Here is a 15,598-nt window from a genome sequence, read left to right as displayed (position 1 = left end):
TTATTACTTTCAGTACAAGAATTTTTATTCCTCTGTGCTTTCGTAGAGACTTTCACCTTCTTGTTCTTCTGCTTTCATCGATATAACTTCTTTTGTTTCATCTGCAACAATGCGTTTACGTCTGCCATCAAAAACAAGCTGATATACGTCTGGTCGAGAATAGTGGCCAGCACAATCTAAAAAATGTTTGCAGATATCAACCGTATCTAGATCAACTTCGGCGTATAAAATACCTTCTTCAGTTGGGTCCAATTTTTCACACAGTGCCTCGCCGCTGGGGCCGTAAATCACGCTATGACCGCCTCCAACGCTGATCAGCTCATGCTTTTCGGGCTTATCACATAGCTCATCCAACATGATTTGTGATAACACGGCAGATGGCGCTATGACGTAACAAGCGCCTTCGACGGCATAGCTACGGGACACGGCATTATTGACTTCCCAACCCATGCCACTTGAAAATTCATAGGTGGTAAAACTGGGCCAAGACGCCACATGAATCTGCTCATTTTGAGAAAACATGATGAATTTGTTCAAAGGTAGGACATGCTCCCAGCAGTTTAGAGCACCTAATCGACCCAGCTCGCTATCGTGAACTGCCATATCACTACCATCACCCTCACCAAAAACGGTGCGTTCAACATGAGTCGGTTTTAATTTACGACGCTGAGCAATGGTCTCGCCTTGACTGTTGATCAACCACTGAGCAATATAAAGCGAGCCGTTTTCCCTCTCAGACAAGCCCAACACAACATTAATATTGTATTCACGCGCGGCATCGCTGACTAATTTTGCACGGGGATCATCATAAGAAAGGGAATTTTTGTAATAACGAGAAATGAAACCAGAAGCCACAGCGGCAGCAGGAGTATCAAGCCAAATCCACCATGGGTACCCAGTTAGCCACAGCTCAGGAAAGGCAACGAGCTTAGCGCCAGCCTTCGAGGCTTCTTTAATAAATCGAATGGTTTTCTGAATACCAGCATCTAAGTTTAGAAATTCTGGCGCGGCTTGAACCGCCGCCACTTTATATTGAGTTAGCATAATCAACCTCACTTATTTCAAACAAGTTAGAGGTTAATCTTTTTTAAATAAAACGAGTGGTAAAATTAGGAATAAAAGGTTGGACTTTTTGACACGCAAAATTCTATTAGAAATCAAGCGTGACTATTAGATTACATAGATTTAATAAACACCAGCATACCTTTTCAATAATATTAATATTCTCTCCTTAAACTATATATTTTTTTAAGAATTCCCCCTCTAAAACGTGAAGAGTTCTTTACTTGGATAAATAATTCAGAGACTCACTTGAGAATAGTCTGAAAATCAAGTTTAGCCCTTCAACCCAAAAACCAGGTAATAGCCGAATAGCCGATGTCCCATCACATTTGTTTACACTTAAGTAACCTCTAAATTAACGAAAGTTGGAATAAGCACCCAAATAGAAGTAAAGCCCAACTTAAATCACTGACTGTAGAAGCGAATAGAGTGCGGAAGATGCTCAGAAAACTACCAAGTTTGCTCATAAGCTGCTATCTACATTATTGAAGGTAGTCTATCGCCTAGAATCATAATAAATAGTATCTATTTTTGTTAGAGATAATATTGATTTGTTTAATTTAAACATAAGGGATATCGTTGTTACGAGTTGAATTTACTAATAAATATCAATTTTAGAGCATTCAAATTAACTAATAAAAACAATAGTAATTATGAGGCAAAAAATGAAAAACATAGTTCAAAACTGTCTAGTAGCCGCATCTCTTTCTCTCGCCTCTGCCTCTGTTTTGGCAGAAACAACCATTCGTTTTGCACACATATGGCCAGCAACCTCCGACGTTCAAACTAAATTGTTTGATGAGTGGGCTAAAACAGTTATGAAAGAATCCAATGGCGAACTAAAAGTTGAGATGTACCCTTCTCAAACGCTTGTTAAAGCCAACAAAGCATACGATGGTGCAGTCAACGGCTTGGCAGATGTCAGTGCGGTCGTTCAAGGCTATAGTGCTGGACGATTCCCATTATCAGAAATAGTTCAACTACCTGGTGTCTCCTCATCGGCACTTCAAGGCGCGTGCATTTTTCAAACCCTTTATGATGAAGGGGACATTCGCCAAGAATACGATGATAGCCATATCCTTTTCTTATTTACCACTGGTCCAGCCTATCTTCACACAAGAGACAAAGATATTCAGAAACCAAGTGATTTTGAAGGCCTGAAAATCCGTCGCCCTAATGCAGTAGGTGGAGAGATGTTAGTCCAAATGGGAGCTTCTCCAGTTGGTATGTCCGCACCAGATATTTATCCATCGCTTGAGCGAGGCGTCATTGACGGCTTAAGTTTCCCTTTTGAAGCAATGAAAGTCTTTCGAGTGAATGAATTAGTGAATTATCATTTACAGATTCCCTATGCCAGCGGGCTTTTTGCAGTCACTATGAACAAGGGGGCTTATGCTCGTTTATCACCCGAAATAAAAAAAATCATTGATCAAAATAGCGGCATGAAATGGTCCATGAAAGCTGCAAATGTATTTCATCAACTAGATAAAGAAGGTCTTCAAGAAGCAAAAGACCAAGGCGATGTTATTCATACAATAAATGAACCCTTCAAAGATCCAGAATGGAGAGCAGTACTGCAAAAAGGTACTGAATCATACCTAAACCGCATTGAGGGAGAAGGACGTTCAACAGCACGTGATGTTTATAAAAAAGCAATGTCGCTTACTAATAAATGTAAGGCATAAATTAGCTTATCTTTTATATAGAAAAAGAGAGAAATCTATTTAGGTATTACCTAAAATGAATACTTTATATAAGCGTATTCCTTGGATAAATATCATACTTTTCTCTATTTTTATGGAGCCCTAGGTTCGAGTGAAAAAATAAAGACCAACAATATAATTTAAAGATTCATGCTTATATTGTTGGTTTGTTACCTCTGCGTAGATCCATTTAATTTCCCTGCAGTAGTAGGAGGTATTTAATGAAACTAATCGTTCAAATAATAGAGCGAATTACTCACATCATGCACTCATTAGGCGGTGTATTCTTAATAGCAATGATGACGGTCACTTTGGCTGATGTAATCACCAGAAGGGTATTTACAATGACAGGTGGCGCTGTAGATTTAACCTTCCTAGGCGGTATTGAAATTGTTCAATACAGTTTGCTTTTTACAGTGCTTTTCATTTTACCTCACTCAGTGAGCCGCTCGCAGGTCATCGTTGACTTGTTTACTGAGCGACTACAACCAAGAACTAAGCAAGCATTAGAAGGAGTTTATCTCTTTTGTTTTGGACTCATGGGCGTGGGGATGAGTTATAGCTTTTACCACCACTTTAACGAAGCAGCAGCGACTTATGAAACCACTTTGGATTTGATGATTCCATTGACCTATTTTTATGCTATTGCGTGTTTTGCAACCGTTATGCTGGCTATTTCCGCTGCGACCCACTCTTTTCAATTAATATTTTGTGGGAAAGCTAAGTCATGAGCACTTCAATTATCGGTCTTATTTGTATTGGCGTTATGTTGCTATTAATTGTGTTACGTGCACCAATTGCGTTGACCATGGCGCTAGTAGGATTCGTTGGCTTCGGATGGATTGTCGCGTTTGATCCAGCTATTTCTATTCTCGCAAGCGGTCCATTCGAAGCTCTGTCTAACTACAGTTTTAGCCCCATTCCTATGTTTATTCTAATGGGGGTGTTTGCGTCAAAAGCGGGTATGTCTCAAGAATTGTTCCAAGGAGCAAAGTCCATGTTTGGTAGCTGGCGCGGCGGTATGGCCTTAGCTGCTGTCACTTCTTGTGGAATTTTTTCCGCTATTTCAGGGTCCTCTTTGGCAACGGCGGCCAGTATGTCCCGCGTGGCACTGCCGGAAATGGAGAAAAACGGCTATGCCCCTACTTTAGCCACTGGCGTACTTGCTGCGGGCGGCACGCTGGGGATTATGATTCCACCTTCCATTGCCCTATTGCTATACGCGTTAATTACCGAGCAATCAGTTGGCGATATGTTTATTGCGGGCATCATACCTGGGATGCTTGGGTTAGTGATGTACGGATTAACAGTAGCCGTGCTAGTCACGTTATTTCCTCACATTGCTCAGCCAGGTCAGGCCACTACGCTAAAAGAGAAGTTACTGGGTTTAAAGGGTTTAGTGCCTTTTACTGGGGTCTTCTTATTTATCATTGGCGGTATTTATACGGGATGGTTCACACCAACTGAAGCGTCTGCCGTAGGCGCAGGAGCGACCTTGCTGATCGCTTTATCAAGAGGCATGGGGTTGCTACAGTTTAAAGAAGCGGTGGGTGAGACATTGGTTATGTCGGCGATGATTTTCTTTATGGTTATCGGCGCTGAGATCTTTGGTTATTTCTTATCTGTGTCACGTATTTCTTTTTCGCTGGTGGATTTCGTAGCCAGTTTGCACCTAAGTCCTTACATGGTGCTATTGTGCGTGCTTATCTTGTTTATGTTACTAGGGTGCGTAATGGACAGCATTGCAATGCTGTTGTTGGTGGTACCAGTGGTCTACCCTTTGGTCAGCGCTGCGGGATTTGACCCTATTTGGTTTGGTATTGTGGCTGTAATCACCGTAGAGCTTGGCTTGATTACCCCTCCTGTTGGAATGAACGTATTCGTAATAAAGTCGGTAGCGCCTCATATATCAATTGGTGATATGTATAAAGGTGTAATGCCGTTCGTTATTTCAGACTTATTACGTCTGGCACTCGTTGTCGCATTTCCTGTTTTAGCCATCGGTTTATTGTAGCAATATGAACTTGGAGTACAGTGCGCCTTTTTGTACCCCAAGATCAGCAAGCTCATATCACTTACTTAAGAAAAAAGGAACCGTGATCGTAGTTAAATACGTAAACGGATGCCTTGAGGTAAAAGCAGTCGACAATCCGAACAAAAAAAACCGTAAGCATACCCAAGTATTAGAGTCATACACTATGGAATAAATTGCTAGAGTAATGTGAATTTTTGCTTATTATGATAGCTAAATGAGTGCGATTTTTACAGCCAAATTTTCGAATTATATTATTGATTTGATTACGGACTGTCGTAGAACTAATGAATAGTTCATGTACAATTTAAAAATTAGAGCATTACTCATATCTTAACATCATACATAGAAAATAAAATCACCCACTCCTCTTTAAGCTTCAACTATTGGCCAGATTAAGAATATATAATGGGAGCTTTATTCAATCTAAACTCTTTTGGCGATAATCCTGTATAGCCCTTAAATTGCCTAGAAAAATAAGTGTTATCATAAAAGCAGTAGTCACTAGCGATAGAGCAAATCGTTTTTTTAGAGTTTTCAGGCGACAAAAGATCCGCCATCACATAATCCATTCGCATTTGAAAAATAAGCTTAAGCAGGGACAAGCCTTTTACACTCAATATTTTATTTAAGTACCTTGATGTATACCCCATTTTCTTAGCAATAAAATCAGGGGAGAGATACTCTTGTTTCAAATGATTTTCCACGAGCACAATCATTTCCTTCAGGAGATAAGAAACATGATCACTACTTTGAACAATATCACGGTCATCATTGGCACTTAACACTCCTGATATAAGACTCAAAAAGCTGCTTTCAACATAATTTGATAGCGCATTATCAGGAGGAGAGATCAATTCTAAATATGGATTAATTAAAGCTAAGTATGATGCGTCAATATGAGGATTTAATCTTGAATTCGTCTTAGATAAAAAAATATTTTCTGGCACAGACAGCTTATTCTGTGGAATATACAGGGTGTTTAGATTTACCCCATCTGACGTTTCTATCGAATAAAACTCACTGGCTCGACAAAAAAATGCCGAACCTGCTTGAAATTCAAATTGATCGTATTCGCGCTCTAGAAAACATTGACCAGATTTAACCGATGTAACCACAACCCCCTCTTGCGCTGAATGCACTGGTCGACGTACGACACGATGACGTGACGCATTGATATCACAAATCATCAGCTGCCCCAAACGCTTTTCAGCTAAGCCGCCTTCAAAATGGCAGTCGTTTTCTGCCATACACTCAAGGTTCAAAATGGAGCGGGATACACGTTGTTCAAACTCGCTTAACTTCATGGAATTCATGATTCATGCCTCCTAGAACATACTAAAAACAAGCAATATTCACACCAATTAAAGCCCCCAGTTATTATGTATAAATCATTGATAAATTTACGATTTATTCGGGTTAATTGATCAGAAACAAACTCTATTAAATGAGAACCATAATTGCGCTTTTTTTTGGTGCAGAAAAGTAACACTTTACCTTATATTGTGCAGCGTTCGATCTGAAAGAGAGGCCAAAAAAACCACCTTACCAGAGTTCCAATAAGGTGGCGAAAGAGTAAACCTTAGTCGTTGTCTTACTAAGACTTTTTATTCTTGGCAACTTGCTCAGAGAGTCGAACCAATTGTGCCAAGGTTTGATTCACTGGGGCTTGTAATCCCGCAAAGCATGCGGCTTCGACAATGGCACCATTAATAGCATCCACCTCCGTTGCTCGCGCCGCTTCAATGTCTTGCAACATAGAAGGCTTGTGGTTAGGGTGCTCACGCATGGCCATTTCCACATTGTTCCAAATATAGTTTTCATCCAAGGTTACGCCGTTAGCTTTCCCCACCCGCACAGTTTCATGGACTACCTGCTTAGCGAGTTCTTTAAACGCTGGCGACGGTGTTAGACCACCAGTAGACGAACCTGTAATGGAACAAATGGCGTTCAATGCCGCATTAAAGGCGACTTTCGACCAAATCACCGTCATAATTTCAGGATCAATATTGGTCGTGAGTTCCGCTTGATTAAACATATCAGACAAATCAGACAGCCACTCAGGATTATTTAACGTCGAATCCATAATGTGCGAACTGGATGGACCGTGCGATGCCACATGACCGGGACCTTTCAAATCGGCCGGAACCAATGTTGTACCCACCACAATTTGATCAGGGTTCACAAATTGACCTATACGTTCAGCATTGCCAAGGCCATTTTGTAGAGATAAAACAACCGTCTTGTCTGTCAAAATATGACGAATAGATTCCATCGCACCAATGGTATGAATTGTCTTAGTGAAAAGTACCACCAAGTCGGCTGACTGGATTACATCTTTTGCTAAGGCAGCGCGAGCTGGCATTTCATACGAACCATCATCGGTTTCCAGAACCACACCGCGCTGATTAATCAGCGCAATTTGCTCTGGATTAACATCAACAAATGTCACTTGATGGCCCGCTTTCGTCAGCATCCCACCAAAGTAACACCCCATTGCTCCAGCCCCGACCACAACAATATTCGGTTGCTGACCAAATGCACCAAAGTTTTTCTTGGTCTGTGTCGACATTTTGCATTACTCCTAAATCAATAAAATGACCGTCTAAGGCTCAATCGTTGTGGTTGGCACTTCAATTAACATCGGCCCCTTGGAAGACAGTGATTTTTTCAACGCAGCCCTAAACTCTTCGCGAGTCTTAGTTTCTATCGCTTCTACTCCATAGCCCTTAGCAATCGCACAAAAATCCAACCCTGGCACATCAAGACCCGGCGAAGTTTCAGCCCCCAATAAACGCGAGAACCAACGCAACGCACCATAGGTCCCATTCTTCAGAATAATAAACACCACGGGGACATTATATTGAGCTGCTGTCCATAATGCGGTAATGCCATAGTTCGCCGAGCCATCACCAATCACAGCAATCACTTGACGATCTGTGGCAAGCTGAGCACCCACGGCAGCTGGCAAACCGAACCCCAAACCACCCGACGCAGGAAAAAAATAACTGCCCGGATGACGCATCTCAACACGTTGCCAAAATGCGGTAACAGTCGATGTCGATTCTTTTACGTAAACAGCATCATTAGGAGCTAATTCATTAATGTCATCAAACACTTCTTCTGGCGCTAATGGCCCTTCTGATGTGGCAGGATAAGGCGCAGGTAAAGGCAGGCCTTGTGGCATCGGACGTGATGTTTGCTCGGTGTGTGCCAAAATACCTTCTAGCATAGCCGTGATATCCGCAACATAAGCGTTACCCATCGGCGCTCTTGCCGCTTCTTGTAGATCACAAGTAATCTGCACCAGCTCAGCTCCCTCAGGTAAATAGCGACCCGGTGCATGTTGGTGATAACGAAAAACCGGCGCGCCAATAACAATAATCAAGTCGTGTCCGGCTAATTTTTGTGAAATACCAGCAATGGCAGCCGATAACGCTCCTCTAAAGCTAGGGTGACGAGTTGGAAAAGGACAACGTGGGGCGGAAGGTGCCACCCAAACCGGTGCAGCAATTTTCTCTGCTAGCTCAACAGCCAAGTCATTGGCCAGATAAGCATCAACATCTGGCCCCAATACAAGTACCGGATTACTGGCTTGATTAATGCGCTGAGTCAAAGATGCCAATTGCTCAGGAGAAGGATTACCCGCCGTCGTGACGTCTCGCTGAGCCAATAACAAAGCATCGTCTTCAACCTCTTTGTCCCAGTCATCATGAGGAATGGAAACGTATACAGGGCCTTTTGCTGGCTGATTTGCCATATGGATGGCTTGACTAATCGCTCTTGGAACATCACCAGCCCAACACGGCTCATAGCTCCATTTTACCAAGGGTTTTGGAAGCTGAGCTGCCTCCACATTTGATAACATGGCTTCAACGCCAATGAGAGAGCGCGCTTGCTGGCCAGCCGTAATAATTAACGGGGAATGGGAATACCATGCATTCGTTAAGGCGCCCATAGCATTACCTGAGCCTGATGCGGCATGCAGATTGACCAAAGAAGGCTGACGACTTACCAAAGAGTAACCATCTGCAATCCCAACAACCACACCTTCATGCAGCGCAAGTATGTATTCAAAGTCTTCTGGGAAGTTTTTTAGAAAAGGCAGTTCGTTTGAACCTGGGTTGCCAAAGACTTTAAACATGCCATTTTTACGTAACAAAGCATACGTTGCTGAGTGTACTGTATTCATATTCCTTCTCTCTGATAAAATTCACGATTGAATAACCTTATCCCTCCTGCTTTAATTGAACAAATCGATATTTTTTCTAACCAAAATAGATAGTATTTATCATGTCAAATATAGACCTAAATCTTATTCGTACTTTTGTGATCCTGTATGAAACCCGAAGTGTGACTAAGACAGCTGATCTATTGTTTGTAACACAACCCTCCGTTAGCTATGCCCTATCTCGATTACGTGACCTATTCAAAGACAAGCTCTTCATTCGCAATAAAAACGGCATGGAGCCTACGGCTATCTCTCAACAACTTTATGAAGAATTCAGTCATTCTTTGAGCATGATAGAAAACACGGTGGCAAATGTTCAGACATTTGATCCCTTGGTATCTCATAAACGCTTTAGAGTCGCGATGACGGACTTGGGTGAAATGGCACTATTGCCTGCTATCTTCGCTCGCTTGCAAATAGAAGCGCCTAATATTGAAGTGAAAGTCATTCCACTGGAAATAGACAAAGTCGACGAATGGATGTCATCAGGAAAAATTGACGCGGTTATTTGCAGTCGTCCCATAGAAGGACAACACATACAACGTCATGTCATGCTTGAAGAACACTATGTCTGTGTACGCCACAAACAGTTTGCCTCAGATAAAAAATTAACCATGGAAGCGTTTATTGCACACAAACATGCGCTTGTTACAAATAACTTAGGTCATGGCGCGACAGAAGACGTATTGGCTCAAATTGGTGCTAAGCGAAAGATCAGCCTAGAAGTATCACACTTTTTGATTCTGCCTTCTGTCTTAGCAAAAGCCGACTTATTGGCGATACTTCCCTATCGCATCGCCCTCTTTTTTGCTCAGAACAATCAACTAGCCATTTACGATTTGCCCTTTGACGTCCCCGCCTTTAGCGTTGCCCTGCATTGGCAATCGCGTCACAACGAATCCGCCTCCCATCGCTGGTTTCGTGACCTCATTATCCGTGCCATTTCTGAGCCCTAACAACGAAAATATCAAGGGATTATTTATGCTCCTAACCATATGAACTCTGACAAAGCCTTTATGACCGCTGCAATAACTGATTAATAAAGAAAGTAGATTTTTCCCTTAACATCTTAGCTTGGCCATTTAGTGATTCTACCGATTGGCTCATCTGTAAGGCTTCGTCGTTGACGCTTTGCGCTTGATGATAAATCTCACTAGATGACTGCTGAGCATCCTCTGCTTGATGAACCAACACATTCAACCTTTCACGAATGTCGTGGGTCGACGTTCGTTGAAGCTGAACACTGTCGGCCACTTCTTGGGAAATATTATTAATCTGATTAATAATCACTGACGTGCTTTCTAATCCTTTGATGGTTTGTTCTATCGTGGTTCGAACCAATTCAATTTGATCGGAAATACTGTCGGTGGCTTGAGAAGTTTGCGAAGCAAGGTTTTTCACCTCTGACGCCACCACAGCAAAGCCTCGCCCTGCTTCACCAGCTCGGGCGGCTTCAATCGCCGCGTTCAAGGCCAAGAGATTGGTTTGATCCGCGATGGATTTTATTAACCCGATGACTTCGCCAATATTCACCGCCGCAGACGACATTTTCTGAATCAGAGCATCCGAACGCTGCGCCTCTTCAACACCACTTAAAGAAGCATCTGTTGCTTGAGAAATCTTTTCGGAGATCACTTTTGACCCTTCCCATAACTCTCCCACAGAGGTCGAAAGCGTTTGCATGTTTTGTGCCGAGGCATCGGTTATTTCCAAGGTTCGTTGCGCTTCTTTTAGTGTCGTTTGAATCGCTGTTACCAAATGCTCAGATGACGTATTGAGGCTGGCTGCCGATTCATTAATGTCATTGGAGACACTTTCTACATCGTCTTTAAATTGATTAGTAAAACCTTCTAACAGCTCTTTATTTTCCAAAATCGAAATCGTATAAGGCGTTTTACCCACCATGCTCAAGGTCACAATGGCGGATGTGGTAAAAGTACTGCCATCGGCTTTTTTATAGGTTAAACCACCACGCCAATATTGATACTTTTTCAGCTGAACTTTACCTTCATCCATCATCTCATCACGGGTTCTGCCGCCCGGCTGAACCTCATTCAAAATAGTATTAAGATGTTTACCCTTTAACTGAGCCGCCGATTTATAGCCTAGCGCCTTCAACATGGCGCTGTTCACAAAAGCCAAGCCTTTGTTTCGGCCTGAACCTAAGCAATTAATAAAAGCGGGAGACGATAAGCTTTCGATCACTTGATGACCAAGAGCTTGCTGACCAATGAATTGACTCAATAAAGTCGTTATTTTCATCTCTAACATCCTTTCATAATTCGCTGATTTTCAAACCGATTAACCTTTATCTTTGTTGCTACGACAAGAGTGTCATACAGACTAATAGCAATATCATTTAGGCTATGCTTCGCCGTAAAAACAACTTCAACGCCGATCTTCTCTAATGTATTTTTATCTGAGGTAGGAATCACGCCACCAACGAAAATGGGGCAATCAGTACGAATTTTTTGAGTGATTTGTGTAATAAAATGAATATGCGCTCCCGATAAAATCGATAAGCCAATACCATCGTATGGACACATCGCATCTTGCTGAATAATGTCGTCAATGCTCGCAAAAATGGGCAAGTAATCCACTTCGATACCAAGGTCTCGAAGTAAAGAGACAATCACTTTCGCACCTCGATCGTGGCCGTCCAATCCTACTTTAGCGATCAAAAAGCGCAGCGGTCGATCTAGCTGACTAGACAAGGTTTGATAGCGCTTAACTATGTCCGCATCAAGATGCGTGCAAAACGGCGCCGATTCTATGTACTCTGGTTTCAGGTAACGCGAGGCTTCATCAGTCAGCGCCTTGATGCATTCCCCAACGGTGGCTCTGACTCGGATTGCATCAATGGTAAAAGGCATGAGGTTTTGCTTGCTTCTCGCTGCGGCTTGCAACGCCTGCAAAGCACGTTTAACGGCACCATCATCACGCTTTAATTTTAACTGGGCGAGCTTTTTCGATTGTTGCAACAGCGTTTTGTCCGAGGCGATCACACGCTGATGTTGAGGGCTCGATGTCGGACTTTGATAGCAATTTTTGCCAACGATTTTTTTGTTTAGCGCCTCTTCGTCCATGGCGGTTTGTAACGCTTGCCGATGAATAAAAGTCGTTAATTGGCCCGATGCCACCAGCGCTAACACTCCGCCTTCTGTCTCTATGTTCTTTTGCATGGTTCGCACATACTCGATCATGCTTTGGGTCGCGCTTTCCATCATATAAGAACCGCCCCAAGGGTCGACTACATCGCCGATGCCTGTTTCATGTTGCAGAATGAATTGTGTTTCTAACGCCACTTTACTGGCTTGATCCGAAGGCAAAGAGATTGCTTCATCATAAGAGTTGGTATGCAGGGATTGCGTACCGCCGAAAACGCCAGCCATGGCTTCGATAGTTGTACGCACAATGTTATTGAGCGGTGAACTTTCGGTTAGCGACACACCCGAGGTTTGGCAATGCATTTTCAGCCGTTTAGCATTCTCGGAACGAATGCTAAACTCGTCTAATAACTCGCTCCATAAAAAGCGCGCGGCTCTTAACTTTGCCACCTCTTTATAGAAACTCATGCCAAGGCCAAAGAAAAAACTCAAGCGTTTAGCAACGAATTCAAGGTCGATACCTTGCTGCTGAAAGTGGGTTAAATACGCTCGCGCATTGGCCATAGTCAGCGCCAATTCAAGCTCTGGGGATGCTCCCGCTTCTTGGAAGTGATAACCCGAAATCGACATGCTATTAAAACGTGGCATGTGTGCAGAACAATAAGCCACCACGTCGGACACCACACCCATGGAAAAATCCGGTGAGTGAATATAGGTATTGCGGGCGATGTACTCTTTGAGAATATCATTTTGAATGGTACCGCTAAGCTTATCGGGTGCTACGCCCTGTTCTTCGGCAGCGACAATAAAACACGCCATAATGGGCAGTACTGCGCCATTCATCGTCATGGACACACTGACATTGCCAAGATCAATACCATCAAACAACACCGCCATGTCTTCAACAGAATCAATGGCGACGCCCGTTCGACCCACATCGGCGGCCGCCAGATCATGGTCCGAATCAAAACCTAAATGCGTGGGTAAATCAAACGCCACAGATAAACCCGTTTGCCCTTGCGACAAGGCGCGCTTAAAAAATGCATTGGTTTCCAGTGCTCCTTCAAAACCGGCGTACTGACGAATCGTCCAAGGCTTTTGCTGATACATTTTTTCATATGGGCCACGCACAAAAGGCGCCTTTCCATGGGCATCACGCCAAGAGTCAGCCGTTTCGGGTGCTACCGAATACACGCCTTCGATCTTGGCTAAAGAAGGCGCTTTCATGATTCGGCTCCTACATCTGTTGAGCTTTTTAAACTAGCTTGCTTCTCTTGAAACCGGACAAGTGAATGATCCAGAAATCGTTTTCGAGTGATGACATTGGCAATAAGAGCGTGATCCGATTGACGATAAAGACGTCCGCAATGGCTCAGCAATGAGGTGTCTTGATCAGCAGATGGCATGGCATACAGGTTGGCTTCTAATCCATCGTCTAGATTGATATTGCCGTAGTAACAAATAGTGCGTTCAACGGTTTGCCATAAGGCCAAGCGGTTTCGCTCAGAAGTGTGATTAAGCGCTTGTAAATCCGATTGTAAAAAACGCTCGGCGCGATCCATCACGGCTTGAAATTGCGCGAAATATAAAAAGTCCGCGCCATTAAAATCCGCATAAGGACAAGGCTGATAAACAAAAGGCTCCTCGCTGACAGATAACGCCGTATCTGGCAAAGTTCGCCCTGCTTTGTGCAGAGCCATCATTTGGCTTGCCGCCTTGTTGGCAGACCAATCGCCCTTCGCCATTTCGCTACGGGCAACACTTTGATTATTGCCAAGCTCGGATCGGCTGACAAAGCTGGATAACAATGCCACTTGAGCTATGCATTGCCTATCAGCCCCCACGCCTTCAAGGTAAAGGTCATGACGGCTATACGAGCGAGATGGCGAGACACGCGTCAGCTGCGTCTCAATCCATAATCGGCTGTTTTCAGTCACTTGATGCAATGCCGCGTTACTGATTTTCACCACGAGAAACGCGGCGTACATATGCCGATCTTGTTGGTCGACAAAGTTTGGAGCAGGTAAATCAAGGCGTTTTGCTAACGCAAGCCAATGTTGATGACCGCATTCTTTGAGTAGCCAGTTTTCACTCAAACCGCCCAAGGCTAACTGTGGCATCCCAATAAAATAGTCTTGCGAGATAGAAACGTAATCCATTGATTTTTCTGCCATATTAAGACGCCTCAGACAAAGATTCAGTCGATTCTTTTTCTTCTACAGCCTGACGAATCACATTGCTAAGGTAGGCCGCATCGGCCGCCACGCCAGAAAATCGACCTGATCCCCAAGTGTACAACCAAGGCAAACCAATAAAGTACACGCCTTTTTCGTTCGTCACACCACGGCGATGCACTGGCGCGCCCATGCCGTTGAAAACAGGTAAATCCAGCCAAGAAAAGTCTGGAGTAAAGCCAATACACCAAATAATACTGGTAATGCCAGAGACCGCTAAATCCAAGTTTTCACGCTCTTCTTTTGGTTCCCACACTGGCTGATATGTCGGTTCAACGGGGGCATTAATGCCATTTTTTTCGATATAAGCATCGATGCGCGCATTGATGTTTTTGTAGGTATCGTCAGCAGCGTCTAAATTCGCTGTTAAGTTGGGTTTGAAAATCAATTGGCCGTCTTGGTAATTTTCCATCAAACCAAACAGCTCCATGCCTTCCAAGGCAAATTTACGCAGGTCAATTTCTCGACCGCCGTCGCGCCCTGTAACATAGTGGTTGGTGTTATCACGAACCCCTTCACGCAATGGATGTTCATCCACAGATTTTTGGTAATAGCCCATGTCATCCAGCCATTCCACCACATCTTTACCGCGATATAAGCGAGCAACACGCGGTGCATTACCCGTCGCCAGAAAGACTTTTTTACCATCAATATGCAGATCTTCGGCGATTTGCGCGCCAGACTGACCCGACCCCACGACCAGCACCGCACCATCAGGCAATTGCTGTGAGTTTTTATATTGGTTAGAGTGAATCTGAAGTACGCTTTCTGGAATGCGTTCTGCCATGCGAGGAATAATCGGCTTCAAGTAGCCACCAGAGGCAATCACCACTTGGTCGCCCGTAAACTCCCCTTTTGTGGTAACCACACGGAATTGACCATTGTCCATTTTGCTGACTTTCTCAACGCTCACGCCTTCTAAAATTGGCGGTTTGACTTTGGCGGCAAAACGATCCAAATAGCCAATGATCTCTTCTCGCTTCATAAAGCCTTTTGGATCATTTCCATCATAAGGATGATTTGGCAGTTCACATTGCCAGTTAGGTGTTACCAAGGTGAAGGAATCCCAACGTTGGGTTTTCCAGCTGTGCATCATGGTATTTTTTTCAAAAATTAGATGGTCAATGTCCTGCTCTTGCAAGCAAGCACTCATGGACAAACCGGCTTGACCACCGCCGACAATTAATACGGAATAATGAGTAGGTTGGCTGTTTTGTGCAGTAGGCATA

13 protein-coding genes are annotated in these 15,598 nt (G+C 43.6%); 4 read left to right on the top strand and 9 right to left on the bottom strand.

Features of this window, described 5'->3' with window-relative positions; all coding sequences use genetic code 11:
- Positions 1–24: 24 nt before the first annotated feature.
- Complete coding sequence (locus DK187_RS07905) at positions 25–1,044, bottom strand: carbon-nitrogen hydrolase family protein (protein WP_111606801.1); 1,020 nt, start codon at positions 1,042–1,044, stop codon at positions 25–27.
- A gap of 683 nt (positions 1,045–1,727) precedes the next feature.
- On the opposite strand from DK187_RS07905, the gene DK187_RS07900 reads away from it, so the two are divergent.
- The 3 genes from DK187_RS07900 to DK187_RS07890 all read left to right on the top strand — a co-directional run bounded on the left by DK187_RS07900 (position 1,728) and on the right by DK187_RS07890 (position 4,779).
- Positions 1,728–2,747 (top strand): TRAP transporter substrate-binding protein, encoded by a 1,020-nt coding sequence (locus DK187_RS07900; RefSeq protein WP_111606800.1) that lies wholly within the window; start codon positions 1,728–1,730, stop codon positions 2,745–2,747.
- Between the two features lie 239 nt (positions 2,748–2,986).
- Positions 2,987–3,496 carry a TRAP transporter small permease gene (locus DK187_RS07895; RefSeq protein ID WP_111606799.1) on the top strand — a complete coding sequence of 170 codons (510 nt, stop codon included), beginning with the start codon at positions 2,987–2,989 and terminating at the stop codon, positions 3,494–3,496.
- Entirely contained in the window at positions 3,493–4,779 is a 1,287-nt protein-coding gene (locus tag DK187_RS07890) for a TRAP transporter large permease (protein WP_111606798.1), read from the top strand. Before DK187_RS07895 ends, DK187_RS07890 begins: the two co-directional genes overlap by 4 nt.
- Positions 4,780–4,954: 175 nt before the next feature.
- Here DK187_RS07890 and DK187_RS21565 read toward each other — a convergent pair whose 3' ends face one another.
- The 4 genes from DK187_RS21565 to mdlC all read right to left on the bottom strand — a co-directional run bounded on the left by DK187_RS21565 (position 4,955) and on the right by mdlC (position 8,989).
- Positions 4,955–5,086 carry a helix-turn-helix domain-containing protein gene (locus DK187_RS21565; protein WP_373289521.1) on the bottom strand — a complete coding sequence of 44 codons (132 nt, stop codon included), beginning with the start codon at positions 5,084–5,086 and terminating at the stop codon, positions 4,955–4,957.
- 106 nt (positions 5,087–5,192) lie between these two features.
- Positions 5,193–6,113: a helix-turn-helix domain-containing protein gene (locus DK187_RS07880; RefSeq protein ID WP_111606797.1), complete on the bottom strand. Its 921-nt coding sequence runs from the start codon at positions 6,111–6,113 to the stop codon at positions 5,193–5,195.
- 281 nt (positions 6,114–6,394) lie between these two features.
- Positions 6,395–7,369: a ketopantoate reductase family protein gene (locus DK187_RS07875; protein ID WP_111606796.1), complete on the bottom strand. Its 975-nt coding sequence runs from the start codon at positions 7,367–7,369 to the stop codon at positions 6,395–6,397.
- A gap of 33 nt (positions 7,370–7,402) precedes the next feature.
- Positions 7,403–8,989: a benzoylformate decarboxylase gene (gene mdlC, locus DK187_RS07870; RefSeq protein ID WP_111606795.1), complete on the bottom strand. Its 1,587-nt coding sequence runs from the start codon at positions 8,987–8,989 to the stop codon at positions 7,403–7,405.
- A 101-nt stretch (positions 8,990–9,090) separates the two neighbouring features.
- Between mdlC and DK187_RS07865 the strand changes: the two genes are divergently transcribed.
- Positions 9,091–9,984 (top strand): LysR family transcriptional regulator, encoded by an 894-nt coding sequence (locus tag DK187_RS07865; RefSeq protein WP_111606794.1) that lies wholly within the window; start codon positions 9,091–9,093, stop codon positions 9,982–9,984.
- A gap of 58 nt (positions 9,985–10,042) precedes the next feature.
- Here the strand turns inward: DK187_RS07865 and DK187_RS07860 are convergent, their stop codons facing one another.
- From DK187_RS07860 to DK187_RS07845, 4 genes are read right to left on the bottom strand one after another with little or no spacing between them, the layout of a single operon-like run.
- Positions 10,043–11,290: a methyl-accepting chemotaxis protein gene (locus DK187_RS07860; RefSeq protein ID WP_162623483.1), complete on the bottom strand. Its 1,248-nt coding sequence runs from the start codon at positions 11,288–11,290 to the stop codon at positions 10,043–10,045.
- Between the two features lie 2 nt (positions 11,291–11,292).
- On the bottom strand, positions 11,293–13,362 hold the full coding sequence (locus DK187_RS07855; RefSeq protein ID WP_111606792.1) for a methylmalonyl-CoA mutase family protein: 2,070 nt from the start codon (positions 13,360–13,362) through the stop codon (positions 11,293–11,295).
- A complete protein-coding gene (locus DK187_RS07850) occupies positions 13,359–14,309 on the bottom strand; it encodes a Pnap_2097 family protein (protein ID WP_111606791.1) in 951 nt (316 codons plus the stop codon). The genes DK187_RS07855 and DK187_RS07850 overlap by 4 nt, the downstream gene beginning before the upstream one ends.
- Before the next feature lies 1 nt (position 14,310).
- A complete protein-coding gene (locus DK187_RS07845; RefSeq protein WP_111606790.1) occupies positions 14,311–15,597 on the bottom strand; it encodes an MSMEG_0569 family flavin-dependent oxidoreductase in 1,287 nt (428 codons plus the stop codon).
- Position 15,598 lies beyond the last annotated feature (1 nt).

The sequence above is a fragment of the Marinomonas arctica genome (assembly GCF_003259225.1).
GTDB lineage: Bacteria > Pseudomonadota > Gammaproteobacteria > Pseudomonadales > Marinomonadaceae > Marinomonas > Marinomonas arctica.
This window is presented reverse-complemented; position numbering and strand designations above follow the sequence as displayed.